Below are 26,474 nucleotides of genomic sequence, written 5' to 3' on the forward strand. Positions count from 1 at the left end.
GGTATCACGACGATGTCCGCGGAAAGGCGGTTTCATGCAGGTCTCGGTGCTCGGCTCGCCCGAAACCGATCCATTGGTTCTCAATGTCCAGGGTGACCTGGACGCGACCACCTCGCCGGTTTTGCGCGCGGAACTCGCCCGTCTGATGGCGGCCCGCAACGCCCGTGTGGTCCTGGATCTGCGGGGCGTGCCGTTTCTGGACTCCACCGGCCTCGGCGTGCTGGTCGGCCGCCTGCGCTCCATCCGGCTCGCCGGAGGCGACCTGGTGCTGGTCATCGACAACGAGCGCGTGCTGCGCAATTTCGCGATCACCGGTCTGAACAAGGTCTTCCAGATCTTCAGCAGCCGCGACGAGGCCCTGACGACCCTTGGCTGAGCCGTCGGTCTCCGCGGGGCCGGTCAGCGCTCTGCGCGCCGACCTGGCCGCGGCCGACTTCACGACCGATGCGATCGGCGAGCTTCTCGGTGCGGTTGCGACCCTCGCCCTGCACCGCGACCAACCGACGGCGGCGGTCCGGGCCACCGGGGGCGGGGGAGTCCTGGCCACGCTGGTGCGCCTCTTCTGTCTGGGCCGACCGATCGCGCCGGCCGAGGTGCAGGACGCATTGCCCACCTGCGGTGTCGGCGGCCTGAGGACGCTCGGCCTGGTCGCCGAGCAGCAGGACGGGATGCTGCGCTCCACGTGCGATCTGCGCCCGTACGGCGACGAGGGCCACAGCTGGTGGGTCGCCTCCGACCTCTCCCAGGTCGTGACCGGCACGATCCTGCCGCCCGACCACGTGCTCGGCATCGGCGGTGCCTCCACCACGTTGGCGTTCTGGACGCCGCGTCGCGCTGTTGGCCGCGCTCTCGACGTGGGCACCGGATGCGGCGTGCAGTCGCTGCATCTGCTGACCCACGCCGATGAGGTCGTCGCCACGGACACCTCCGAGCGAGCCCTTGCCTACGCGCGGTTCAACGCGGCCCTGAACGGCGTGGACCTCGACCTGCGGCACGGTTCGATGCTGGAGCCGGTGCGGGGCGAGACGTTCGACCTGGTGGTCAGCAACCCGCCGTTCGTGATCACCCCGCGCGCCGCGGCGATGCCGCAGTACGAGTACCGCGACGGCGGGATGACCGGGGACGCCCTCGTCCGCAGCCTGATCGAAGGTCTGCCGGAGGTGCTGGCGCCCGGCGGGATCGCCCAGCTGCTCGCCAACTGGGAGGTGCCGCGCGGGCAGGACTGGCGCGAGGTCGTCACCGGGTGGGTGGCCGGCACCGGCCTGGACGCGTGGGTGGTGCAGCGCGACGTGCAGGATCCGGCGCAGTACGCCGAGCTGTGGTCGGGTGACGGTGGTCACACCTTCGGCCACCCTTCGTACGACGCGATGTACGACGCGTGGCTCGACGACTTCGCCGCTCGCGACGTGGAGCAGATCGGTTTCGGGATCATCACCCTGCAGCGTCCGCTGACCGCGCGGACGCCGTTCGTGGACCTGGCCGAGGCGCACGGCGCGGTCGGCGACGCGATGGGCGCAGTCGTCGACGCCGGTCTGCGGGCTCGCACCGCCCTGGCGGAGGGCGGGACGGCCTACCTGCTCGAGAACCGTTGGCGCACAGCATCGGACGTCACCGAGGAGCGTTACGGACTGCCGGGCGCCGGGGATCCGAACGTCATCCTGCTGCGCCAGGGAGGCGGACTGCGCAGGGCCGTCACGATGGACACCGCGCTCGCGGCGTTCGTCTCGGTGTGCGACGGCGAGCTGCCCGCCGGGGCGGCGATCGACGCCATCGCGGACCTGCTGGGGCAGGACGCCGTCGACCTGCGCGCGACCCTGCTGCCGCGGCTGCACGAGCTGGTGGCCGACGGCCTGCTCGTCTGAGGACGGCGGTGGGCCCTGCAGCCCACGTCCAGCCTTGACCGGTTACCGTCTAAGCGCCCGAGGTCGAGGCGGTGACGAATCCACCGCACCAGGGTGACTACGCAAGGAGAGTCCAGTAGTGCCACGAAAGCTCGTCATCGTCGAGTCCCCCGCCAAGGCCAAGAAGATCGGCGGATATCTCGGCTCCGACTACGTCGTCGACGCCAGCGTCGGCCACATCCGCGACCTGCCGACCCCGTCGGAGATGCCCGCGGACATGAAGAAGGGCCCGTACGGCAAGTTCGCCGTCGACGTGGACAACGGTTTCGACGCCTACTACGTGGTCGACCCGGACAAGCGCAAGAAGGTCGCCGAGCTCAAGCGCCTGCTGAAGGACTCCGACGAGCTGCTGCTCGCGACCGATGAGGACCGCGAGGGCGAGGCCATCGCGTGGCACCTGCTGGAGGTCCTCAAGCCCAAGGTGCCGGTGCGCCGGATGGTCTTCCACGAGATCACCAAGGAAGCGATCGTCCGCGCCGCGCAGGACACCCGCGAGCTGGACACCGACCTGGTCGACGCGCAGGAGACCCGCCGCATCCTCGACCGTCTCTACGGCTACGAGGTCAGCCCCGTGCTGTGGCGCAAGATCCGCCAGGGCCTGTCGGCCGGGCGCGTGCAGTCCGTCGCGACCCGCTTGGTGGTGCAGCGCGAGCGCGAGCGGATGGCGTTCCGGTCCGCCTCGTACTGGGACGTCGAGGGCGACTTCGCCCCTCAGGAGGCCGGTCAGTCGTTCGCGGCCCGGCTGAGCTCGGTGGACGGCGTACGCGTCGCCACCGGTCGCGACTTCGCCGACAGCGGCGAGCTGCGTGCCAGCAACGTCGTGCACCTGGACCAGTCCCGCGCGACCTCCATCGCGAACGCCGTCGCCGCGGCCACCGCCACGGTCAGCTCGGTGCAGGAGAAGCCGTACACCCGCAGGCCGTCCGCGCCGTTCACGACCTCGACGCTGCAGCAGGAGGCCAGCCGCAAGCTGCGCCTGTCGAGCAAGAACGCGATGCGCGTCGCTCAGCGGCTGTACGAGAACGGCTACATCACCTACATGCGTACCGACTCCACGACGCTGTCGGAGTCGGCCATGACGGCTGCGCGTGCGCAGGCCAGTGACATGTACGGCGCGGAGTACATCACCGACACCCCGCGTCGTTACGAGAAGAAGGCCAAGGGCGCCCAGGAGGCGCACGAGGCGATCCGGCCAGCCGGTGACCGCTTCCGTACGCCGGCGCAGGTCGCCGGTGAGCTGCGCGGCGAGGACTTCTCCCTCTACGAACTGATCTGGAAGCGCACCGTCGCCTCGCAGATGACCGACGCCCGCGGCTCGACCGCGACCGTGCGCCTCAGCGTGCCGGTGGCCAGCAGCGGCGTGGCCGAGCAGGTCGAGTTCAGCGCCAGCGGCACCGTCATCACCTTCCGCGGGTTCCTCGCGGCGTATGAGGAGGGTCGCGACGCCGGCGACGCGACGGACGCCTCCGAGCAGGAGCGCCGCCTGCCGCAGCTGACCGAGGGCGCACTTCTCGACGTCGAGCGCGCCGAGGCCGACGGCCACGAGACGAGCCCGCCCGCCCGCTACACCGAGGCCAGCCTGGTCAAGGCGATGGAGGAGCGCGGGATCGGCCGCCCGTCGACGTACGCCGCGACGGTGGGCACGATCCAGGACCGCGGCTACGTGCGCACCAAGGGCACTGCCCTGGTGCCGACGTGGCTGGCGTTCGCCGTCACCCGTCTGCTGGAGGAGCACTTCCCCTCCCTGGTCGACTACGACTTCACCGCCTCCATGGAGGAGGGCCTGGACCTCATCGCCTCCGGCGATCGCGGCCGGGTGGAGTGGCTCAACAAGTTCTACTTCGGCGCCACCGGGCAGACCGTCGAGGGGCTTCGCGAGATGGTCGAGCACCTCGGTGAGATCGACGCTCGCGAGATCTCCACGATCGACCTCGGCGACGGCATGGTCGTGCGCGTCGGCCGCTACGGCCCGTACGTCGAGCAGGTCGTGCCCGTCGGCGTCGACCCTGCGACCGGTGAGGTCACCGGCGAGGCGCCCGACCCGGACGCCAAGCCGCGGCGCGCCACCATCGGCGACGATGTCGCCCCCGACGAGATGTCGCCGGAGAAGGCGCGCGAGCTGCTCGCGACCGCCGACGACGACGGTCGGGTGCTCGGCAAGGACCCGGAGACCGGGCACGACATCATCGCCCGCGCAGGCCGTTACGGGCCGTACGTGACCGAGGTGCTGCCGGAGGAGCCGGCGGCCGAGAAGCCCGCCAAGGGCAAGAAGAAGGCCGCCAAGACCAAGCCGCGGACCGCGTCGCTCTTCAAGGACATGGACCTTGCGACGATCGAGCTGGACGCCGCGCTGAAGCTGCTCAGCCTCCCGCGGGTCGTCGGCACGGTCACCGAGGGCGACGAGGCCACACAGGTCGAGATCACCGCGCAGAACGGCCGCTACGGGCCCTACCTGAAGAAGGGCACCGACTCGCGCTCGCTCGTCACCGAGCAGCAGCTCTTCGACATCACGCTCGAGGAGGCCGTCGCGATCTACGCCGAGCCCAAGCGCCGGGGTCGCGCCGCGACGCCGCCGTTGAAGGAGCTGGGTGAGGACCCGGTGTCCGGCAAGCCGGTGGTGGTCAAGGACGGCCGGTTCGGCCCGTACGTCACCGACGGCGAGAGCAACGCGACGCTGCGCAAGGACGACGACCCGGAGTCGATCACGCCGGAGCGCGGCTTCGAGCTGCTCGCCGAGAAGCGCGCGAAGGGTCCGACGACCCGCAAGCGCGCGGTGAAGAAGACCGCGAAGAAGTCGACGGCCAAGAAGAGCACCGCGAAGAAGACCACGGCGAAGAAGTCGGCGGCCAAGAGCAGCTGACCCACTCCGCCGAGTGGCATAGATATGTTTCGAGTGCACCGCTCATAGGTGCGCCACTCGAGGCGTAGGTATGCCACTCGGCGAGGGTGACCGCAGTCGGGTCGTCCTGACATCATCGATCGGTACCCCCTACCGATCGATGAGGACACCGTCATGGCCACTGTTCGTGCAGCGCAGGTCGATTCCAAGGGCGGGGACTTCCGCATCGTCGATAACGACGTGCGGGAGCCGGGCCGCCGACAGGTGCGGATCACCGTCGAGGCCTGCGGCGTATGCCATTCCGACGCCGCCTTCGTGCACGCGGCGTTCCCGAACGTGCAGTTCCCCCTGGTCACCGGCCACGAGATCGCGGGCCGGATCGACGCGCTGGGCGAGGACGTCGAGGGCTGGGAGGTCGGCGACCGGGTGGAGGTCGGCTGGTTCGGCGGCAACTGCGGACACTGCCTGGCCTGCCGCGAGGGCGACTTCATCAACTGCGCCGAGCTGCAGGTGCCCGGCTGGGCCTACCCCGGCGGGTACGCCGACTCGGTGATCGTCCCGGCAACCGCGCTCGCGCGCATCCCGGAGGGCATGAGCGCAGTGCAGGCCGCGCCGATGGGGTGCGCCGGCGTGACGACGTACTCCGCGCTGCGCTCCAGCATCGCCAAGCCGGGGGACCTGGTGGCGATCCTCGGGATCGGCGGTCTCGGTCACCTCGGCGTGCAGTTCGCGGCGAAGCTCGGCTTCGAGACCGTGGCCATCGCCCGCGGCGCCGACAAGAAGGACTCCGCGCTGGAGCTCGGCGCGAAGCACTACATCGAGAGCAACTCCGAGAACGTCGCGGAGGCGCTGCAGAAGCTCGGCGGCGCCAAGGTCGTGCTTGCGACCGCCGCGAACGCCGACGCCATGTCGGCCACCATCGACGGGCTGACCCACCGCGGCGAGCTGATCGCGATCGGCGCCGTGCCCGAGGCCATCCAGGTCAGCCCAACGCAGCTGATCATGGGCAGCAAGACCGTGCACGGGCATCCGTCGGGCACCGCCCAGGAGGTGCAGGAGACGATGGAGTTCGCCCAGGCACACGGCGTACGCGTGATGACCGAGGAAGCGCCGCTGAGCGACGTCAACGATGCCTTCGCGAAGATGATGAGCGGCGAGGCGCGCTACCGGATGGTGCTGACCACCGGCAACTGATCAGGTGAGGCGTGGAACCGCTCCGGCGGTGCGCCCGTCGTATTCCCAACGTCACCTACGAAGGGAATGCTCATGCGTACCACCCTCACCCGGATCGCCGTCGCCTCTCTGAGCGCCACCGCCGTCGTCGGCATCGCCGCCTGCGGGCCGGGCGGAGCACCCTCGGTGGGCGCGCCCACCAGCGGCGGCTCGACCTCCTCGTCCTCGTCCGCCGCGCCGACCAGCCCGTCCTCGCCGTCGACCCCCTCCACGAGTTCGACGTCTCCGTCCAGCCCCGCGACCCCGTCCACGACGACGTCCTCGTCATCGGACAGCACCTCGGCTCCGGCCGGCACCGCGCTGCCCGCCGGCTGCAGCACGAAGCTGAGCCCGCAGACGGCGGCGCTGCGCTACGGCCAGCCCGCGGTCTACAAGGACGACAACGGCACGACGGTGTGCATGACCGTCAAGAAGCTGACGGTCGCGCCGGAGTCGGCGTACGGCGGCACGGTCTCCAAGGCCAACGGCACGCTCTACTACATGACCGTCAACTACGCGAACGTCACCGGCGGCACCAAGCAGGTGGAGGCCGGTGACATGAACCAGCTGGAGCTGCACCCGATCTTCAGCGAGTCCCAGACCGGCAAGACGCTCTACTCCTCCGTGCCGGGATGCGACAACGACTCTGACTACACCCCCATCCCCGCCGGGCAGTCGCGCGACACCTGCATCGCCTACCAGATCACCGGCGCCACGGTGACCTCGTCGGTCTACGACAACTACACGCTGCGCTACACCTGGAAGTGAGGCCCCGTCGGGCCCGTGACCTAGGCTCGCGGTATGCCGACCGCCACCGCCCCCTTCGTCGTCTTCGAGGGCGGCGACGGCGCCGGCAAGACCACCCAGATCGAGGCGCTGCGGGAGTGGCTCTCGCGGGGTGAGCAGGAGGTCGTTGTCACCAGGGAGCCGGGGGGCACGAAGCTCGGGCTGCAGCTGCGGGACCTGCTGCTGCACGGCGACCACGTCGCACCCCGCGCGGAGGCGCTGATCTTCGCTGCGGACCGGGCCCACCACGTGGAGACGGTGGTGCGCCCGGCGCTGGCGCGCGGCGCGGTCGTCATCGCCGACCGCTACCAGGACTCCTCGATCGCCTACCAGGGCGCTGGTCGCACGCTGGACGCCAAGGAGATCGCCGAGGTCTCGCGGTGGGCCACCCAGGGGCTGGTGCCGGACGTGACGATCCTGCTCGACCTCGACCCTGCCGTCGGCCTGGCCCGGCGCGGGCCCGGGGGCGACCGGCTGGAGCAGGAGAAGGCCGACTTCCACGAACGGGTACGCGCGGGCTTCCTCGCGCTCGCCGCTGCCGCGTCGCACCGCTACCTCGTGGTCGACGCCACGCTGCCGGCCGAAGAGGTCACGGCGCTGGTGCGCGACCGGGTGGCGCCGATGGTGGAGTGCGCGCCGTGAGCGTCTGGGACGACGTGATCGACCAGCCCACGGTCGTCACCACGCTCGACCGGGCGGTGCGCGACCAGACCGCGATGACGCACGGGTGGTTGCTGACCGGGCCCCCGGGGTCCGGAAGATCAACTGCTGCACGGGCTTTCGCCGCCGCCCTGGAGTGCCCACGGCACGGCTGTGGTGAGTGCCACGAGTGCCGTACGGCGCTCGACGGCAGCCATGCCGACGTCGAGATCGTCGCCACGGCGGGCCTGTCGATCCCGGTGCGGCAGGCGCGCGAGCTTGCCCTGCTTGCCCAGGCGAGGCCGTCGGTGGGTGCGTGGCGGGTCATCGTGGTCGAGGACGTCGACCGGCTGACCGAGCGCGCGGCCGACGCGCTGCTGAAGGCGTTGGAGGAGCCGGTGTCGCGCACGGTGTGGGTGCTGTGCGCGCCGTCGCTGGAAGACGTCATCATCACCATCCGCAGCCGCTCGCGGCACGTACGGCTGCGTACGCCGTCCGCGGAGGCGGTCGCGCAGCTGCTGACCCGGCGTAACGGCATCGACCCGCAGCTGGCGCTCGACAGCGCCCGCGCGGCGCAGTCCCACGTGGGGCTCGCGCTGCGGTTGGCGCGCGACGAGGGCGCGCGCGAACGCCGCCGGGAGACACTGCGCTTCGCCGGCGGCATCCACAACCTGGGTGAGGCAATGACCGCTGCGGCGACGCTGGCGTCCATTGCCGGCGACGAGACCAGCGCGGCATCCGGGGAGCGCGACGCTGCCGAGCGGACGCGGCTGATGGAGCAGTTGGGTGCCGACCCGGCCGCCCGCACGCAGCCGCCGCACATCCGCTCGCAGGTCGCGGCGTTGGAGAAGGAGCAGAAGACCCGGGCGACCCGCTTCGGCCGCGACGTGGTCGACCGCGCGCTGGTCGATCTGCTGTCGCTCTACCGGGACGCGCTGATGGTGCGCTCGGGTGCGCCGGTCGACCTGGTGAACGCGGACCTGGGCGATCAGGTGCGCGACGTCGCCCAGAGCCACAGCGCCGAGCAGCTGCTCAACGCGATGGACGCGATCGGGGTGGCGCGGGAGCGGATCGAGGCCGCGGTGCCGCCGCTGTTGGCGTTGGAGTCGATGACCATCTCGTTGCAGGTCAAGGGGGTTCGCGTATGAGGCGCCGGTCGTTCTATACCGCGTCCGCCGCTCTTGTGGGTGCGTCGCTGGCGCTGTCGGGGTGCAGTCTCGTGGGCTCGTCCACCCCATCGTCCTCGACGCCGGTGCCCCCGTCGGTGACCCGTGCGCCGACGCCGACGCTGGCGAAGTTCTACAGCCAGAAGATCGCGTGGAAGGACTGCGACGGCGTGCAGTGCGCGAAGCTGACCGTGCCGCTGGACTACGCGAACCCGACCGGCGCCACGATCCAGCTGGCGATCGACAGAGTGCCGGCCACCGGGTCGCGCAAGGGCTCGCTGGTCGTCAACCCGGGTGGCCCGGGTGGGTCGGGCTACGACTACGCGGCGGCAGCCGACCAGATCGTGACCGGCTCGATCCGCAAGGCGTACGACGTGGTCGGTTTCGATCCGCGCGGGGTGCAGCGCTCGGATCCGATCGAGTGTGTGAGCGGTTCGCAGCTCGACAGCATCCTGGGCTCCGACCCCACGCCGGACGACGCAGCCGAGGTGGCGGCTGCCACCGCCACGGCCAAGGGCTTCGGCGCGGCCTGTAAGGCGAACGCCGGGCCGCTGCTCGGGCACGTGTCGACCGTCGAGGTGGCCCGGGATCTCGACGTGCTGCGTGCCGCGCTCGGCAGCCCGAAGCTGGACTACCTGGGCAAGTCCTACGGCACGCTCATCGGCTCGACGTACGCCGGCCTCTTTCCGCACAACGTCGGTCGGATGGTGCTCGACGGGGTGGTGCCGCCGGATCTCACGTCCGAGCAGGTCGCGCAGGGGCAGGCGGGCGGCTTCGAGCTGGCCACCCGCTCGTACGTCGCGAACTGCGTGTCGTCGGGGGACTGCCCGCTCGGGTCTTCCGTCGATGCCGGGATGGCGCGCATCCGGGCGTTCTTGAAGCAGGTCGACGCGGAGCCGCTGCCGGTCTCCGGCCAGGGCGACGTGAAGAAGCTGACGGAGGGTTGGGCCTCGCTCGGCATCGCGGAGGCGATGTACGACAAGGGGTCGTGGTCGACGCTCACGAAGGCGATGAAGCAGGCGTTCAGTGGCAAGGGCGACCGTCTGATGGCGCTGGCCGACCAGTACGCCGACCGCGGCAGCGACGGCAAGTACCAGGGCAACATCATGCAGGTGGGCAACACGGTGAACTGCCTCGACCAGCCGTCCAGCTCGAACCCGGCGACCTACGAGGCCGACGTGACGTCGTTCTCCAAGACCGCGCCGACATGGGGGCCGTTCCTGGCGTGGTCGGGGCTGACCTGCGCCGAGTGGCCGCTCAAGGCGACCGGCACCGCGCACCGCATCTCTGCGGCTGGCTCGGGCCCGATCCTCGTGGTGGGCACGACGCGCGACCCCGCGACGCCGTACGCCTGGAGCCAGCGGCTCGCCTCAGAGCTGTCGAACGGGCACCTGCTGACGTACGACGGTGACGGGCACACGGCGTACGGCCAGTCCGGCTGCGTCGACGACACGGTGGACGCGTACCTGCTGGAGGGCAAGGTGCCCGCAGAGGGCACACGCTGCTGAGCTCCTCCATCCTGACGGCCTTCCCGCCCGTTGACGGCGTTCGATCCCCGTCACTCGCCGCCAACGCCGTCACCGTGGCTGGGTGCTCGCCCGATTCGAGCCTGGGCCGGGTCCCTGCGTATACTCGGCCGCGCGCTCAAGCAGCCTGGCTGCTGGGGCGCACGCCGCTTTAGCTCAGTCGGTAGAGCAATTCACTCGTAATGAATAGGTCATCGGTTCGACTCCGATAAGCGGCTCGACACGCCCTCACCGCTGGTGGGGGCGTTCTTGCGTCCGGGCACCTCATCCAGAGCAGACCCAAATAATTCCCCGGCTCACTCCGGAGCCGGCGGAAGTACGAAGTGCGTGCCCAGCGCCGCATTGATGGCCTTGAGGATCGGCGGGGTGTTCTGCCGAACCGCCAGGTACTTCGCTGCTGCAGTCGATGCCGAGTCAGGCTCGATGTCGAACGCGTCGGAGCAGAAGTTCTGTGAGGTGACCAGCCGCGCTTTGTACGTCGCAGGGTCCGCGCCCGGGAGCCGGCCGTCGATGGTCTTGATCTCGTCGACGATCCATCCGGCCGTCTTCTTCGCCCAGGCCGCATCGAAGTCCAAACTTGGCGCGGACGGTGTGGCGGGCGCTGTGGTGGTTGGGGCATCGGTGGCGTGGATCGTGGAAGTCGGCGAAGGCGGCGAGGAGCTCGATGCCGAGGTCGACGGATCCGCAGTGGATGCCGGGGTGTGGTCGCCATCTCCGTGGTCGTCAAGGGGCTCGGCATAGTGCTCGTCGATGAGGGTGCGACCGAGGTGGCGAAGGCCGTCGCCGTGACCGTTCACTGTGGTGGCCGGGAGCGAAGCTCATTTCGACGGGCCCGAACAGGCGGTGACCGACATGAACGCCACCGTGGTCAAGGCCAAGCAGTAGCGCGCCCTGAGGCCAAAGGTTGGAATGTGCGCAGATCCCCTTTGACAATCCTGTGACGTGACGTGAGACGCAATCAGACCTTGCTACGCCAACGCAATCCACGACCGAAGTTGATGTTGATGCGTCCGCGGCTGTTGACGGTCACCCGGCCAGCCCGGTGCGACGCGCTCAGCCCTGACTTCGAGACGTTCAGCCAGGTCTTCGGTCCGACTCGGCGACGCTTCTGGAACGAGAACGCCATACCGTCTCACCCGATCCGATCGAGGAGCTTGGAAAGGGCTGGCGTGCCCGCGAGGCGTGGGCCAGCGGCGACGATTCGTTTCCACCCCGGGGACGTAAGGTGCCTGATCTCGAAGTCGATCGCGCGCTCTGAAGTGGCGAGATTCTTGGCATCTCGTCCGTCAGCTTTCGTACGGTCGTGGTTGATTGACGTTTTCAGCTCGCGAAGCCCCTCCACGACAGAGTCGCGGCTGCGTGGTTCAAGGCCGACCAGAACGTCGAGCTTTGCCAACTCGCTGATGAAGACCGTGGATGAGGATTTTGCGATTACCGCGCCGAGTAGTGCCTTGGACGCAGACTTCACACCGACGGCAGCCGTGTTAATTAGAAGCTGGCCACCAGCCATACCGAAGCCTCCGGCAGCAAGGCTGCCCCCGCCGATGAACGCAAGTCCTGCGCTGGTTGCCGCTGCTCCGGAGAGGCCGAGGACCTGAGTCCCGACGGCTGTACCAACCGCGTTTACCGCCCCGCCCGACAGCAGGGCCCCGGCAGCCATGAACGCCCCCATACCGACTTGCGCTCTCGGGCTGAGCGCGTCCTTGCGGAGGCGTTTGCTAGCACGTCTGTGCGCCCCGATGGTGGAACTCACATCGTCCGTAGTGAGAGCCGGGTAGAGGAGTGCTGCCGACGTTCGGATCGACTGCGCCCGGCTGAGTGACCACCGACTTCCCTTCGGCCAGTCTGCTCCGAGTGCAGACTCAATGAGGACGGCGGCAAACGCATCTTCGCTCAGGTGTGGCGCATGCGCCTTGAGCAGCGTGGTCGCGCTGGCTTCGAGCTCCTTTCCCAAGCTCAGTGCGGTTATGGGTGCCAAGTGTTCCGGCAGTTGAATCGAGGTTGCCCAATCGACTGTCGCTTGAATGAGGGAGTCGAGGTGTGACCGTTTCGCCCCGCGTGCTGCAAGATCGGAGTGCTGGTAGTCCAAGTGCAATGCGCTGATCTGGATCACTCGAACTGATGCAGCATCGGCGAATGTGATCTGGTTGAGTTGCATGGGTCCCCTCGTGGCGGCAGAACGGCGGATCTGCTGACAACAAGATACAGAGATCGCAACCCAATCGGAGGCCTCAGCGCCCGGTCGTGACCGGAGACGTTGTCGAATCGGGCAGCTATCGAATCGTCCCCGTAGGTTAGGTGAGCTAGCCGGGAGACATCACGAAGGGGCTCCGCAGTGTCAACGGTGGTGTGACGTGGATTGGAAAGTGGATCCTCGCAATCCTGGGTGTAGTCGTGTGGTCTCGTCGTCGAGGGCGATGCTCGACGTGCCGGGCTTGGGGTAGGGATCGAGGCGCGGACCGGGATCCGTGACGGGAGTGGCCCAGTGGGGTTGCTGCACATGGTGCGGGGCCGCTCCAAGCAGGCCCTTTAAGACCCGGCTCGCACAGCGCCCACAGGCCTGACGCAGTTGAGGTGGTGGCGCTGGAAGGCTCACCAGCTTCAAGACGGCGATGACTGAGGAATTACCCGACACGGTCGCGCTAGTGGACCCCGTCCAGGTGGTCCGGTTAGCCGGCGACGCGCTGGACCAGTTCCGGCGCCGGTGTATGAGCACACTCACGGCCACCGCGGCCGCACCAGCGACTCCCTCTACCGGGCGCGGCGGACCCTGCACGCCGGCACCGGTCTGCCCACCGACAAGCAGATGGATCGGCTGGCCGAGATCTCTAGGCTGTTGTCGACCACGTCGAGGTCGAGACCACCTGGGGAATCTAATTGCGGATGGTCACGGCCGACCGTGACCTGACTGCGCGCAGGGCATGGCCACAATGACCAGGCTGACCCAGACCATCGGCTCAGGCGTCCCGACGGCGCTCACCGAGATCATCACGCTGGGCCTGACCTTAAGACGCGCGCCGCCGCCGTGCTGTCCTACGTCGACTGGCCCGGCACGTCCAACGGCCCGACCGAGGCGGTCAACGGACGCCTGGAACACCTGCGCGGCTCCACCCTCGCGTTCCGCAACCTCACCAGCTATATCTCAGATAGCTCGTGGCGACCGGCGGCGTCAGATCACGACTATACCTTGGTTTGTGAAGAGCCACTGATGATCTCGAGGAGCGGTGGGGACGTCCTGTCGAACAGCCGACTATTTGGCTGGCACAGTCAACGAGCGTCACACCTAGCGCTCGGTGGTCGGTCGACGGCGCCCGTACGTTTTGATCGAGTGGGCGGTGAGGGCGCCTCATGGCTTTCCATCGACCCGCCCCACCAACCGACGAAAATGCACACCGCGCGTCGCTGGCACGAGGAGATTGGGGGGCCACCTAACCGTCGCCGACTGTTGACTCTCGGATATAGGTGACACCGAACGCCTTTACCTGTCGATATGACTGAAGCTTGGCCGCGAGCTCGAACGTGTCACTCGCAAAGTACTGGAAGATGTCGAGGCCGCGGCCGAGATTGATGCGCCAGCCGGAGTTCGCGACGATGGAGCGGTCGTGGATCGTTGCATCGAACTTCACGTCGAGATTAATTCCAGCAACCTCAGCGGCCTTCTTCACCCGAAGAAGGAACTCCATCTGCTTCTGGATCTTCTCGGGGCCTTCGGTGTTCTCGCTAGTGACGAGGAAGACCTTCACCTCATCGGCGGGGTCCTTGGTGCGCGCGATCACCTCGATCAGTTCCATGAGGTTGCGGGCCTGGTGGAACTGACGGATGTAGGGGTCGACGATCCTGATGTCTGTCGCTCTCCGCAGATAGGGCAGCAGCAGGCCCTCGTAGGAGACTCCCCGCTGGTTCTCCTGGAAGTCGCGGTGCCCCTCGAACAGCGGCTCGGGCTTCGGCGCTACCTCGACCGCCGCAGCCGTCGACGCCGTGTCGTCGGTAGAGCCACCGTCGGTCGTCACTTCGCCACCGGTCGCGCCACCCCGCTGGTGGTAGTAAGCCGGGTACTCGTCCTCCTCAAGCGTCGTGACGGCACGCCATTCGCCGGCTTTGTCGGAGTAACCAAACTTGACGTCAGCCATCGTGGAGTCGATCCGCAGGATCTGGTCCTTAACGCGTTTGCGGCCCTCGACGGCGAACCGGAGGATCTCCTCGATCTGATCCTCCGTCGCCTCGCCGTGGGGGTAGATGATCTTCATGAGACCCGAGAACGTCTTGTGGATCCCGTCGCGGTCGCGGGTGGAGATGTCTGAGCCCAGTGTGAAGTGGTCTTGGTACCGATCCGAGTAGTCGGCGTCGCGCATCGACTTCAGCACCTCGGCGATGTAGTCGACGACGAACCCATAGCCGTCGCAGAACATCTCGCTGCGGATCGTGTCGACCTCCCAGCCCGGGATGTAGCAGTGCAGGCGGTCGAGATAGGCCGAATCGTGATAGCTCTCGGGCAGCTCGTCGAACAGGTCGGAGTGCTTGAGCATAAACGGCACGTTGTGCGATGTGTTGCCGACGAAGACCATCGACGCCTCGGCACCTAACGTCTCGAGACCACGGGAGAACGACTTGTTCGCCATATAGTTCTTCATGATGTCGACGAGCGCCTTGTCGGTGCGCTTTTTCTTGCCCGCGAACTCATCGAAGGCGACGACGTCCCAGTAGCCGACGAGGCCGAGGCGACCATTGGAGTTGTTGACGAATAGCTTCGGGACCGTGACCTCCCCGCCAGAGATCAACATGCCGTGAGGTGAAAACTCCGAGAAGATGTGTGACTTGCCGGTGCCCTTGGGTCCGAGCTCAACGAGGTTGTAGTTGCGCTCGACGAACGGGATAAGGCGCACCAGCTGGATGAGCTTGGCTCGGCGACCGAACAGCTCCGGGTCGAACCCGATGGACTGGATTAGGAGGTCGATCCACTCGTCGGTGGTGAACTCACGGCGCGAGGTGATGTAACCGTCGAAGTCGAAGTTCGACAACTGGATCGGCTTGATGGAGCCAAGAATCCACGGGACGACGCGGGCGTTCTCGCTGTGCTGGTACTCGATGTCGCAGATGCACCACACGCCGCTTACGAGCAGCTTCGGGTGCGCCTTGATAGTCGCTGGCGAGACGAGGATCTGCTTGATACCGAGGTTCGCGAACTCGGCCTCGTAGGTGTCGTCCTTTTCGTTGAGCTGGACCTGCACCTTGTCGATGACGCGGTAGCGGCCCTTCTCACGAATGTTCGACTTGATGAGCTCGGCCTGGTTTCGGTGGACGTAGTGGTCCGCAAGGATCTTGCGAACGCTCTCGATCCCGGACTGGATTGTCGCCTCGTCGTCTGAAGCGGCGTACTGGCCCAGGAGGTACTCCAGGACGAACGAGGGCACAATGGCGTTGCCCTTGACGGCCTTGACTAAGTCTTTGCGTACAACCGCGCCGCCGAAGACGTCGTTGATCTTCCGGTCGAGGGCGGACTTCGCAGGCGGGCCCGTAGGAGCTGACGCGTCATCAACGCCGTCGGGAAAATCGTCCACGGCCTCAGCAGGGTCGGTTTGTTCGGTCATCGCAAGAACCTCCTAGAAGTCGAAGTCCGTCGTGAACGAACGCTTGATGGTGTAGTTGCCCTTCGAGAACGACTTCCACTGCGTCGTATTCGGGATGGGCTCTTCGAGACGCAACTCGACCGGGCGGTTGTTGAAGTCGTCGGCGTCCTGAGTCAGGTAGAGGGTCGTCGACTGGTATCGCTGGCGCTGATCCTGAGATGCGCTATCGAAGGTAAGGATGGGCTGGTCGGAGATCAGCGTCTCACCGACATACAGGCCGAGGCGGACCTGGCGCGGCTGGATCTTGTCCGCCACCGGCTCCCGCTGAAGCAGTCTGACGGCAAGCTGGCCCGTTGTGATCTTGTCGGTCTCAGGCATCAGGTCGACGTTGACGCGTCGGACGTCGCTCTTGCGCTTCTTGTTGACCGTCACCACCGGGACGACGATCTCCTGGAGAGATGCGCCACCGTGTACGTAGCGGGTGCCGGCGCCCGGCAGTGGGATGCGGTGGACCGACTTCGGGATCTGGATGTCGATGTCGCCAGCGAGACCGGCCTGGGCCGACGTGAACGTCATGAACGACGGGGAGCCCTTCAGCGTCCGACCCAACACGAAGCGACGGTTGATCTTCGTGACTGCCTCACCCTGGGGTGACTCCGAGACGTAGTACGACTTCTCCAGCGGGATGTCCTGATAGAGGAACCCGTGATCCGCCGTGAGCAGGATGTTCGTTGCGTTCGCGTTTGTCCACTTTTTCACTAAGAGCATCAACTCCCGAAGGGTCTCTTCCGCAGCCTCGAAGACGGTCCGCTCGGTCGGAGCCTTGTCTCCGGCCGCATCGATGCGGTCGTGGTAGACGTAGAAGATCTGGTGCTGCTTATAGAGCTCACGCAGCTCGTCGCCGGGCATTGCCAACACGCTGGCAGCTAAGATTGCGTGGCCCTTGACCCCTTGCAGGATCTTGTCGCGGTTCACCGTGCCGTTCGTAGGCTTCCCGTCGGCCAGAACCGGCAACGCCTCAGGGTCCAGCTCCAGCGTCGATTGAGGAAGCAACGAAGCCATACCCAGCTGGGTGTAGCTCGGGACCACCCCCAATTGAGCCGAAATCGACGCGTCGAAGCGGTCTTCGTTGCGGATCAGCGAAGCGAGCTCTTCCGCCACCTCGTAGCGCATGCCGTCCGAGATGATGACCACCGCCTTGGTGCGGCCGTCCTTGACTACGGGAGCGACGTGGTTGTCGAAGAACTTCGCTTGAGGGGCGAGCACCTCCGACTTCCACTCGCCCGTCGGCTCCATCGCTTGCTGCCACAGCCCGCCGAAGTCATAGAGGAACTTGTTGGCGTACTGCTTATCCACCTCTGTCTTGAGCGCCGCTAGCGGCTGCTGGTAGTCAGCGGTCTGGTAGGCGTAGGTGAACCAGCGGTAGTGCTGGTCAAGACGGAACCAGTCGGACTGGTACTTCTGAAGTCCAAGGTCCAGGGAGCCGATCGCGTTCGGTAGGGCTGCGATGGTGGCCAGGAGTTCCGAGGCGCTCTGGATCGCCTCGTACAACTTGGCGTACTTGTTCTTCCAGAGGCTCTCCTGGCGCTGGCGCACCACATGGGCGACCTCGCGGGGTGCCACGGATTGAGCCGCCACAGCGGCCGCGAGGTCGACGATGACCTTGCGGTCGACCTCCTCGAAGATCGTGACCGGGACCAGCTCGCGGTAGTCGCGGTGCTCGATCTTCGACTTGATGTCGAGTGCATCAGCGGCACGTGAGGCCAGTTTCGCCATCATGTCTTGGCCACGGACGTCGTACCGCAAGCTGTTGAAGTCGATCCGGATGTTGCGGTACTCGCCTGGGACGTCGGAGGCGAAGTCCTCGGCAGCCCGGCTGAACGTCCACAGGATGAAGTCGTCGATTGTTGGGGTCGCACTGGGGTACTTGTAGATGCTGGCGAGCCCGTCCCAAAGGAATTGGTCGAGTCCGAAGTTGACGAGGTCATCCAGCTTCGCTGTCCTGCTTGCGGCATTCTCGGCCAGCAGTTCCCGAGTGATGTCAGTCAGCCTGTTGCCTGATGCCTTCACCAAGACCTGGCTCATCTTGGCGCGGAGGCGAGTGGCGTCGTCCCCGTCGGCCAGGAGCTTCTCGAGCGCCTGCTTACGGTTGTTCGCGGCAAAGAATTTTTGATGCTGCTCGATGACTGGTGCGAAAGCCGGGTCGTTGAGACCGAGCTCCTGCTGAAGCATCGAGGTCTTGTCCGCCGTGAAGACGCCATAGGCGAGTTCCAGGTCAAGCAGCCAGTTACCCGTTCCTCGCGGCGTGACGCCCGTGCGATACACGAGGTGTGGGGTGACGTGGTCTGCGAGGAGCCTGCTCTTCACGCTGAACTCGTCGTCCTGCACGCGGATGACGCTGACGCCGAGATCGAGGGCGTCAAGGTCCGCGGCATACTCGCCCGCCGGGTCATGCCAGAAAACGATCCGTTTGGCGGCGAGCCGACTTCGGAGGACGTCCTGGACGGAGGTCACGTCAGTCACTGGAAGACTCCAAGCCTGTGATCTTCTTCAGAGCGGTGCCGAACTTCGGGTAGTTGACCTTGACGCCGTCGTCGAGGTCAATGACGACGTTCTGGGATGCCTTCGGGTAAAGCGTGTCGTGCTCATACTCGTTCAACTCAACAAGGATCTTACGGAGCCGATCGGCTTCCTTCGCGTTTCCAGCGCGCTCCGCCTGCTGGAGGGCCGACTCCAGTTTCGTGACGTACTCCCGGAGATAGGACAGAACGGTTGAGACGGTCGAGGGTGTATAACGGTGCATGTAGATGAGGGCGTTGAACGAGCCCCTGGGGCTGGAGAAAAGCCAGTAGATCGGGCGCTTCTTGTACCGCCGGACGTGGTCGTCATAGAACTTCGACTTGCCCGCCGTGGTGATGAAGTAGTCCCGCAGGTTCCGCACTCCGAGCGACTCGGTGACGAAGTTGAGGTTTTCCTCAAAGTGCTGCTCACCGAACGCATTTCGCAGGAACCGCCGGCAGAGGCCGACAATGTCGTCCTCGAACCAGTCGCCGTCCACGATCGGGATCACATTGTCCGCTTCTGGCGTGAATGTCGGGCTCGGAACTTTCGCGAGATAGTCCTGCAAAGTCGCGCCCTGATCCACGAGGATCAGGCCCGGCTCGTCGGGACTGTAGCGCCCGAACATGCAACCGGCCGCATAGGAAATGAGGTCGCGCACGGCATCATCTCGCTGGGCGCGAAGCGCTTCTTGCTCTGCGAGTCCGCGATATGTAAATGCCGTGTTAGTTGTCAGTGAGACTCGTTCCAGCGACGAGACTTCGACGTCTCCGTTGAAGCCGAACAACTCTGCAAAGTGAAGATCGTTCTCCTGCTCGATCTGGTGCAACTCGCCGACCTGCGACGACCAGTCGGCCTGCACGGCAGCGACAGCAGATTCGATCGAGGGTCCATGTTCGGTCAGGGGGCTTCCTTCAAAGTCCCACGACCGTTCCTGAGTGTCCCAATCCGCCTGAGACAACTTCACTGCGCGTGCAGCCGAGGCTCGCGCCGCGTCGCGGGCACTATCGAACGGCGCGGGTACTGCTCCCAGATAGCCGGGGTGAAGGTTCATTGTCGGGTTCAGTCCGGCGAGCACCTGCTTGACGGACGAGGAATTTAAGAGAGCGAGCGTGTACTCGTCGTCGGTGGACTGACACAGACCCGCTGCGGCGTCGAATAGGTAGCCAGTGTCGACCTTGCGGAATGATGGGTCGTTGGTGGTGACGACTGTCCACGCAATTCCAGGCTTGAAGATTCGGTCAAGATTGAAGTTGGTTGCCCTGACTCGAGATCCATCATTTGTCAGCGTTTTCTGGATCAAGTTCCCGTCGCCTTCCCAATTGACGACCGCCTCAAGATTCCCAGCCCAGCGTCGGAAATCGCCCCCCTTTGCGTACGGGAACCAACGCGTGCCGGAGGCTTTGGCGGTCGCCCGGTCTGGATAGTCGAACCCGATGCGCGACCTCGCTACCTCCCACCATTGCCGAACAAAGGTCGCGTTATCGGCAGTAACAAGGCCTTTCGCGGTGCGGGCAGTCGTGTCGAGCGACGGTGAGTTCTTGAACGCGTCCAAGAGCGTGGGAGGGAACCAGTACGCCAACGGCGTACCGGGCAGCGCTATGAACGAGGCCGGAACGACGTTGTAGACACGAGAATCCCCAGGATCTCGGACGGCGTTTCGAATCGACGCTGCCTTCTCGGCCTCGTTTCGTCCGTCCACCACACGCAGATAGGTGCCATGCCAATATTGGCCTCGCTGCCGTTGCAAGACAAAGGCCGTCGTTGATACGACGGACCCGCCGATCGTATCAAAGGCGCGCTCTCCCAGATGGGCCATCGTCAGTGGAGGAGCTAGGTTGAGGAGCGTCGCTCGAAGCTTCTCGAAGGATGCCAAGAACATCCACGAGTGCATGGTGATCATCGCAACCAACCCGGCCCCGTTGTCTACAAGGGCCAGGCAGCGTTCGATGAACATTGCGAAGAGGTCTGCCTTGGAGTCTGTGTAGAACGTCTGGGCGAATTGGACAAGCTGCGAATCCATGTTTTTCATGCCCATGTACGGGGGATTCGCGATCGCAACGGCGTAGCGTGGCGTCAGGAACTCCGCTTGGCGAATCGCCTGCCGAGCCCAGAGGAGCGCATCGGCCCGATACAAGTCGCCCGCGTCGCTCAGCGTCTCCAGGTGAGTTGCAAGGCGGGTGACCAAGGCTGGGTCTGGCGTGATCAGAGATCCGAAGGTCTCGGCCTCCGCGAATTGATTCCAGAACGCCTCCTCCGCGTAACGATCACCGTCCTTGGTAACGAGGTAGTCGAGCTCGTCAGGACTGAACGCGATCGGGTCGAGGACGCAGATGTTCGGCTCGACCGGGTTCTTGAGGAAGACCTTGCGCTTGGCTACGGCCTTCATTGTGAGCGCGAACGCTGCGAGTGCGCCCGCGCGCGGGTCAATCTCCGTACCATGGAGATTACTGGCCAGGATCAGCCCCGGAATCTCTGAAGGCGCGTAGCCCTCCTCCTCGTAGATCGCGTATAGGAGGTCGAAGGCATACGTGAGCATGTGGCCGGATCCGCAGGCCGGATCGATGACCTTCAGGTCTTCGGGCTTGCTGATCTCTAGGAAGTCGGTCTCATCGTCGACCGGAGCGATGTAGTACTCCATGTGCTTCCCCAGACCCGACGCCGGTCGGTTGAGCATCCAAAGCCTGCCGAGAGAATTCTCGACCAGATAGCGGACGATCCAGTGAGGGGTGAAGAGCTGGGTGGCCGCGGGGATCTCATCGGCGCCGGCCTTCTTGTTCTTCTTAAACCCGGCGAAGACCTCGTCCTTCCGCTCCGAGATGTAGAACTGGTAGAGCCAGCCGATGACCTCGACGTCCTGGCAAACGTCTTTGGTCAGCACTGTGACGGACCGGCTGAGGACAGAGCCGTCGGCGAGCAAGTTCGCCGGGATGAGCAGCTCTGTGTAGTCGCCCTCGCGCTCGAACATGAAGGGCATGGCAGCGTTCCAGAAGCGGCAGTAGTCCGCTAGGAGGAGCGCGTATGCCTCGGCCTGGGCATCAACTCCGGGGCGCGGCTGACGGGTGCCGTCGAGCAGCCCAGTGATGGTCGCAAGGTGCGTGCCCTTGACCACGTCCTCGTCGACCTGGCCACGCTTGGCGGCGGCGAGCACCTCGGGCTGGCCGACTTGATCGGCCGCCGGGGAGACAACGCCCATCCCGGTGTAGCCGTTGGCGTCCATAAACCGCAGCGCGATGATGCGGTTGAACCAGGTGTACGCAACCTTGTCGGCGACGTGTGCTTTGCCCTTGTCGCCTCCGCCTTCGCCGGCGATGGCCCGCTCCAGCGCGGTTACGGCATTGGCCTGCTCCACACGCTCGGGCGCGCCCGGGGCCAGAACGGCGGTGATCCGCGCGCCCACTTCGCGAATGAGCTCGGTGCGCGCCGAGGTGGCGAATGACTTCAGCGGTGCGGTGTGCATCAGAGCGTGATTCGCTTTCCGGCGTTCAGGGTCTCAACGAGTGCTGCGCGGAGCGCTGCCAGGTAGTGACTCAGATCGGTCTCGTTTTCGATGAGTGCTGGCCCACTGGTCACCTTGATTGTGTTGAGCGCTACGGATGGCTTTACCGGCACAGTTGGGTTCGCGGACTCTGCCAGCTGGTCGACAAGGCCTGGATAGATCGTCGTGACAAATCGCGCTCCAGTCTGTTCCATCACCGCGACGAGTCGCTCGTCTTTCAGGCTCGCGAACACGATGTCGACGTGTCCTGCAACCGCCTTCTGCGCCTCGGCCGTTGCTCCGGTGTAGATCGGTTCCTCCAGCAGGCTCGCCAACTTGTCCTCGATGGCGCTCCGCACCGCCGCTCGGCGTTCGCTGATCTTGCCGTCTATCAGGCCACGGAGCGAGTCCACCGCCACCCTCAGCTGGTTCATCTTGTTGCCACGAAAGGCGTTGGTGTCCGCAAGGAGCGTCTTCACCGGATCGGCGCTGCCTGCGGGAAGGTAGCCGAGATTCCCGGTGTTGGCGCTCAGGAGGGCATTCGCCTCGTCGAAGATCTTGGCCTGTTGGCCGTTGAGGAAGGACTTGATCGGATCGACCAGGTCCCCCTTGGCCTCGATCAGCTCGTCGGCCTTGTCGAAGTCGCTGAGATACCAGTCGATGGGCTTGCCGACGACCTGGTCGAGCAGGGTGACGACGCCCGAGAGCTGGCCGACAAACGGATAGCGGCTACTGCTCGCGAGGGCGTTGAGTTCTGCGCGCTTGGCCGCGAGCTTGTCTTTGCCGAAGCGGGCCAGCTCGGTCGAGTCGGTTGGTACGGAGCCCTCGTCGAAGAAGTCGGTGCAGAACTTTTTGAACTTGGCGATTTTCGTCGCGTCGTACGCCGTCTGCGGCGCGACGACGGTGTGCTGCTGCTTGCCGGTGTTACGGATGATGGACGCAGCCTCGGTCCGCACGACCGGGTTCGCATCGACCGCAAGCGCGACTTTTCCGTTACCGACCAACCAACCGAGCACGACCTCGACGGAGCCGAGGTCCCACCCGTAGGGCTTGGACTCGAACCGGTCGACGATCTTCTTGACGGTGACCTGCTCGCCAAGCTTGGCCTGGGCGATGATCCACGACTCCATCTCGGTGCCGGGCGAACTGAGCGCGCTCAGAGATTCCGCGCTGAACAGGCCTTGGTCGTTCTGGATGACCGCCGCGACCTGCTGCTCCGGGTAGACCTTCCCGCCGAGCAGCCCGAGGTTCGTGTAAGTCCGCTTGACGAGCTCTTGGAATCCGTCGCTCACGCGCGTGACTGCATCCTGAGAGCCGGAGGTGATCTCCGCGGCATTGATGGTCAGTTGCGCCTTGCCGACGGACTGGCGGAGGCGCTCGATAAGCTCCTTCTCGCGCTCGGCGTTGAGCACCTGCTTGGATTGGAGGATCGCATGCGTCGAAGGCAACGCACCCGAGTTGGTGCGCTGCCTAGCGTACTTCTCCGTCTTCAGCAGCAGACGCAGGTCCGCGAGCAGCCGCTTGTCGCGGCCAAGGAAGACGCGCAGTTCGTCCTTGCCCATGCTCTGAGCGGCGATCTCGGTGTCGGTGTAGTTCGTCTCGGGCGTGATGAAGTGAACGGTCAGCTCGCGCTGGTTGCCCTGGACGACGTCGTCGAGCTTGTAGCCGAACGGGAAGTCCTGGCCGTTCTTGACGTACCTGAGCTTGTTCGTCTTGAGGATGTCGGCGTAGAGGTACTTGAAGAGCTTGCCTGAGACCTCGGACGAGTCAACGTCGACCGACTTGATCTCCTTCTCGATCTCCTGTTCCTCATTTGTCAGGTACTCATAAACATTGCCATTGCGCTGGACGTATGACTGCGTCTCTAGCAAGTTGAGCGCCTCCTGCACCTTCTTGCCGAGCGCGTTGAGGTCAAGACTGAAACGGTCGTAAACGAGCACGGTGAGGTTGCGGGGGGTGGCCTTGAACGTGTCGACGTACTTGACCAGGAATAGCGCCTTCAGCAGTCGGTTGGCGAGGACCGTGACGTCGGATCCCGGGTCGGGAAGGTGCTTCTCGGCCTGAAGGATGGCGCTTTGAGCTGCAGACTTCAGCGCCGCGCTGATCCCGGCGAACATTTGGTCAAACGTGGCCAGGTAGCCCACCTGCTCCGCACCGATGCGCTTAGCAACCTCCTGAACCACACCGAGCATCGACCGCTCACCGACCGAGCTGTTCTTACCCTCAAACATGTTGTGGTCCGACAGACCCTCGATGGCGGCTTGGAACATTGGGATCTGGTAGGTCACGAACGGGTAGGTGCTGATGAAGCGCCCGCCGTCAACGTAATTGCGGTAGGTCTTCGCACCGTCGACGAAGTCAAAGATCGTCTTGAAGTTCGCACCCTCCTTGACGTGGATGGCCATAAGCTCGGATGCACCCGCGTCGTTCTTCTCGAGGAGGCGCTTGCTAATGACCTCCTCCACGTCCTGGCTGGTGAGCTTCACCTTTGCGCTGAACCGTGCCTGGATCTTGGAGAAGTCGTTCCCCTGCTGCCTGGTCCGGTCACCGATGACCTTGTCCATGTCCTCCTGGGAGGTAACAAAGACCCACGACTGTCCCTTGCACTTTGTGTCGAGGGACTCGGCGATCGTCTGAAGGTTGAGCATGAGCTTCACGTCGTCGGCGATGAACTGGCCGACCTCGTCGACAAAGAAATTAAGCCGGAAGCCCGGCTCCTGCTTGTCGATCCACGCCTTCACGGCTGTGGCAAAGTCCTCGATGGAGACAGCGTAGGACTTCTGGTAATGCGTGATAATGCCGGGATTGGCCTCCCCGTTGACGTCGGCGAACGCCTTATCGATGTTGTGGCCTTCGAGCGCCGTCTGCTCTCGTCCCTGCGCCCAGTCGATGCCGGCGTGCTTCACGAACGCGGCCTTGAACGCGTCGTACTGGCCGCGCTTGTCGAGATCCTCCTCGAAGCGCGCGACGGCCCCGTCGTTGCCAAAGTAGCCGCGGCTCTCGTCGAATACCTTGACGAAGACTTTGAGAAGCGCGTCTGACTGATCCTTGGCGATCAGGGTGGCTTTTTGGTCGATGTTGAAGAGCAGGCTCTTCGCCGGGATGGCGGCGGCCTTCTTCAGTGAGGCGATGAGCATCGCGTCATCAGTCTTGCCCAAGAAGCTCTCGCTCACCTCATCGCGCGGGAACGCCTGACCCTCAACGCCGCCGAGGAGGTGGGCGAGCATTTTCAGGAGGTGCGACTTACCAGAGCCGAAGAAGCCCGAAATCCACACGCCATTGGCGTTCGTGTAGTTGGTGTACTCCTCCAGCAGCGGGGCCACACCCTTGGCCGCGTCGTTCGTGAAGACATACTCCTCGACCTCGATGCCAAGGTGGTCGACGTCGTCGGCCTTGACAACACCCTCGATCGATCGGGTGACGTCCTTGAGGAAGATCTCGTTGAGTTTCATCGGGTCATGCTTCCTGGTCGAGGATGCGCTTAGCGCGGTAGAAGGAGTCGTCCTTGAGCTGTCCAAACAGAACAAGTGATGATCCCTGCGTCGCCGACACTTCGTAACGTCCTGGGAAAAACATCAGCATCGGTTTGTCAGAGACGACGGTTTGAAGGTTGTTGAGCACGGTGTGCGAGCGAATGAACGGGAACACCTCGCCGATACCCGTGAGGAAGAGGATCTGGAACGACTCCGCCTCGATGCGTGCCTTGATGGCCGGCGCCAGGTGAATCTGAGGGTCCAGCATGTTCTGGAGCATCTTGAGGAAATCGGGCTTGTCCATCGTCGGCTCCGCGGCCAACACGCGATCCCAGACGTTGCGCTCCTTGAGAAGAGCGACGCATAGGTCGTACAGGTTGATCTCTAAGACCTCGATGCCCAGATCGGTGTCGAGCTTGGTCTTGATGCGCTTCTTCGCTTGGGCGACGTCGAGCGCCCACGCCGGGTCGTAGTCGTAGATGAAGTGGGCGACCTCGTTGCCCAAGCCCTCCATCTTCAGAAAGCGCTCGCTGCTCAGCACCCTGAACAGGTGCTCCTCCTGCTGGGTCAGCGTCGTCCTTGAATGCACGGCTCTCACGCCACTCTCGTTGGGAAGAATCGAATATCGCTCGGCGTATGCTGATTCAGGCACTCTGCGACGCAGGAAGACAGGAGAGCCGGCTCGATGCGGCCCTGCTTCGTCAACAGCCCCGCCTCGACCATCATCTTGAACAGAACCTGCCGTAGCTTCTTGTAAGAGTCGTCGGTGACGTCGTAGAGCTCGTCGTGCCACATGGCTTTGGAGCGATAAAAGGAGTCGTATTCCTCGTAGGTGAGCGTACCCGCCAGCGTCAGAAATCGCTCCCGTAAGACCTCCTCGGCGAACTCCCCGATGAGGGAGTAGAGGTGGCATGCGGCCACCCACATCACGTGGCCGCGCTCGGTGGACGTGCCGTCGGCGACGATCTGAAGTTCGGCCTCGTTGAGGAGTTGAAGGCGTGGGATGAGTGCGCCAAGCATGCGTGTGTTCGACCTGGCAACACGGCTCTGGAGGACGTTCTCCTCTTTGACCTGAGCGCGAGTGGCCGTCCAGTCTCGCGTCCGCAGATATATGGGAGCAACCACAGCTGCTTGCGCGGCGAGCAGGGTGCCACTAGTGAACGACAGCGCATACCGCGTCGATGAATTAGTCATCATGGGCACCTCCTTCGTTGGCAACGGCAAAGTTGATCAGAGTATCGCCTGGGGCGGACACCTCTGGCTGCGGGCGGCGCGAGCGGGTCAACCTGGAGGTGCCGCGTCCCTGGTGGCGGGTGCTCCACCACGCA

17 protein-coding genes, 1 tRNA gene and 1 pseudogene are annotated in these 26,474 nt (G+C 65.0%); 10 read left to right on the forward strand and 9 right to left on the reverse strand.

Translation table 11 applies throughout. The annotated features are described in order from the left end of the window. Positions 1-34 precede the first annotated feature (34 nt). From HNR15_RS01900 to HNR15_RS01940, 9 genes are all read left to right on the forward strand, one after another. Positions 35-376 (forward strand): STAS domain-containing protein, encoded by a 342-nt coding sequence (locus tag HNR15_RS01900; protein ID WP_179478664.1) that lies wholly within the window; start codon positions 35-37, stop codon positions 374-376. After that, positions 369-1,862 (forward strand): DUF7059 domain-containing protein, encoded by a 1,494-nt coding sequence (locus HNR15_RS01905; RefSeq protein WP_179478666.1) that lies wholly within the window; start codon positions 369-371, stop codon positions 1,860-1,862. Before HNR15_RS01900 ends, HNR15_RS01905 begins: the two co-directional genes overlap by 8 nt. A gap of 118 nt (positions 1,863-1,980) precedes the next feature. Continuing rightward, complete coding sequence (topA, locus tag HNR15_RS01910) at positions 1,981-4,761, forward strand: type I DNA topoisomerase (RefSeq protein ID WP_179478668.1); 2,781 nt, start codon at positions 1,981-1,983, stop codon at positions 4,759-4,761. Positions 4,762-4,914: 153 nt separating this feature from the next. After that, the gene (locus HNR15_RS01915) at positions 4,915-5,934 is read left to right on the forward strand and encodes an alcohol dehydrogenase (protein ID WP_179478670.1); all 1,020 of its coding nucleotides are present in this window, start codon (positions 4,915-4,917) and stop codon (positions 5,932-5,934) included. A 72-nt stretch (positions 5,935-6,006) separates the two neighbouring features. After that, positions 6,007-6,720: a hypothetical protein gene (locus tag HNR15_RS01920; RefSeq protein WP_179478672.1), complete on the forward strand. Its 714-nt coding sequence runs from the start codon at positions 6,007-6,009 to the stop codon at positions 6,718-6,720. A 33-nt stretch (positions 6,721-6,753) separates the two neighbouring features. Next, complete coding sequence (tmk, locus tag HNR15_RS01925) at positions 6,754-7,380, forward strand: dTMP kinase (protein ID WP_179478674.1); 627 nt, start codon at positions 6,754-6,756, stop codon at positions 7,378-7,380. Continuing rightward, complete coding sequence (locus HNR15_RS01930; RefSeq protein ID WP_179478677.1) at positions 7,377-8,525, forward strand: DNA polymerase III subunit delta'; 1,149 nt, start codon at positions 7,377-7,379, stop codon at positions 8,523-8,525. The genes tmk and HNR15_RS01930 overlap by 4 nt, the downstream gene beginning before the upstream one ends. Before the next feature lie 71 nt (positions 8,526-8,596). Beyond that, complete coding sequence (locus HNR15_RS01935; RefSeq protein WP_343048375.1) at positions 8,597-10,051, forward strand: alpha/beta hydrolase; 1,455 nt, start codon at positions 8,597-8,599, stop codon at positions 10,049-10,051. Positions 10,052-10,214: 163 nt separating this feature from the next. Further along, positions 10,215-10,287: transfer RNA gene (locus tag HNR15_RS01940), tRNA-Thr, on the forward strand. Positions 10,288-10,365: 78 nt separating this feature from the next. Here HNR15_RS01940 and HNR15_RS01945 read toward each other — a convergent pair. The 3 genes from HNR15_RS01945 to HNR15_RS01955 all read right to left on the reverse strand — a co-directional run bounded on the left by HNR15_RS01945 (position 10,366) and on the right by HNR15_RS01955 (position 12,227). Next, entirely contained in the window at positions 10,366-10,644 is a 279-nt protein-coding gene (locus HNR15_RS01945; protein WP_179478687.1) for a hypothetical protein, read from the reverse strand. Between the two features lie 383 nt (positions 10,645-11,027). Further along, positions 11,028-11,195 carry a DUF4236 domain-containing protein gene (locus tag HNR15_RS01950; RefSeq protein WP_179478689.1) on the reverse strand — a complete coding sequence of 56 codons (168 nt, stop codon included), beginning with the start codon at positions 11,193-11,195 and terminating at the stop codon, positions 11,028-11,030. A gap of 6 nt (positions 11,196-11,201) precedes the next feature. After that, complete coding sequence (locus tag HNR15_RS01955) at positions 11,202-12,227, reverse strand: hypothetical protein (RefSeq protein ID WP_179478691.1); 1,026 nt, start codon at positions 12,225-12,227, stop codon at positions 11,202-11,204. 300 nt (positions 12,228-12,527) lie between these two features. Between HNR15_RS01955 and HNR15_RS18040 the strand changes: the two are divergent. After that, positions 12,528-13,267, forward strand: a pseudogene (locus HNR15_RS18040) (ISL3 family transposase); the annotation flags it as partial. Between the two features lie 230 nt (positions 13,268-13,497). On the opposite strand, the gene brxL reads toward HNR15_RS18040, so the two are convergent. The 6 genes from brxL to HNR15_RS01995 are packed head-to-tail and all read right to left on the reverse strand — an operon-like array spanning position 13,498 to position 26,343. After that, entirely contained in the window at positions 13,498-15,657 is a 2,160-nt protein-coding gene (brxL, locus tag HNR15_RS01970; protein WP_179478697.1) for a BREX system Lon protease-like protein BrxL, read from the reverse strand. Positions 15,658-15,669: 12 nt separating this feature from the next. Beyond that, positions 15,670-18,159: a BREX-1 system phosphatase PglZ type A gene (gene pglZ, locus HNR15_RS01975; RefSeq protein WP_179478699.1), complete on the reverse strand. Its 2,490-nt coding sequence runs from the start codon at positions 18,157-18,159 to the stop codon at positions 15,670-15,672. Beyond that, positions 18,152-21,655, reverse strand: a complete 3,504-nt coding sequence (gene pglX, locus HNR15_RS01980; RefSeq protein ID WP_179478702.1) for a BREX-1 system adenine-specific DNA-methyltransferase PglX — start codon at positions 21,653-21,655, stop codon at positions 18,152-18,154. Before pglX ends, pglZ begins: the two co-directional genes overlap by 8 nt. Next, a complete protein-coding gene (gene brxC / locus HNR15_RS01985) occupies positions 21,655-25,125 on the reverse strand; it encodes a BREX system P-loop protein BrxC (protein WP_179478704.1) in 3,471 nt (1,156 codons plus the stop codon). The genes pglX and brxC overlap by 1 nt, the downstream gene beginning before the upstream one ends. A gap of 4 nt (positions 25,126-25,129) precedes the next feature. Next, positions 25,130-25,744: a DUF1788 domain-containing protein gene (locus HNR15_RS01990; protein WP_425484495.1), complete on the reverse strand. Its 615-nt coding sequence runs from the start codon at positions 25,742-25,744 to the stop codon at positions 25,130-25,132. After that, positions 25,741-26,343: a DUF1819 family protein gene (locus HNR15_RS01995; protein WP_179478707.1), complete on the reverse strand. Its 603-nt coding sequence runs from the start codon at positions 26,341-26,343 to the stop codon at positions 25,741-25,743. The genes HNR15_RS01990 and HNR15_RS01995 overlap by 4 nt, the downstream gene beginning before the upstream one ends. Positions 26,344-26,474 lie beyond the last annotated feature (131 nt).

This window comes from Allobranchiibius huperziae (genome assembly GCF_013410455.1).
Taxonomy (GTDB): Bacteria; Actinomycetota; Actinomycetes; order Actinomycetales; family Dermatophilaceae; genus Allobranchiibius; species Allobranchiibius huperziae.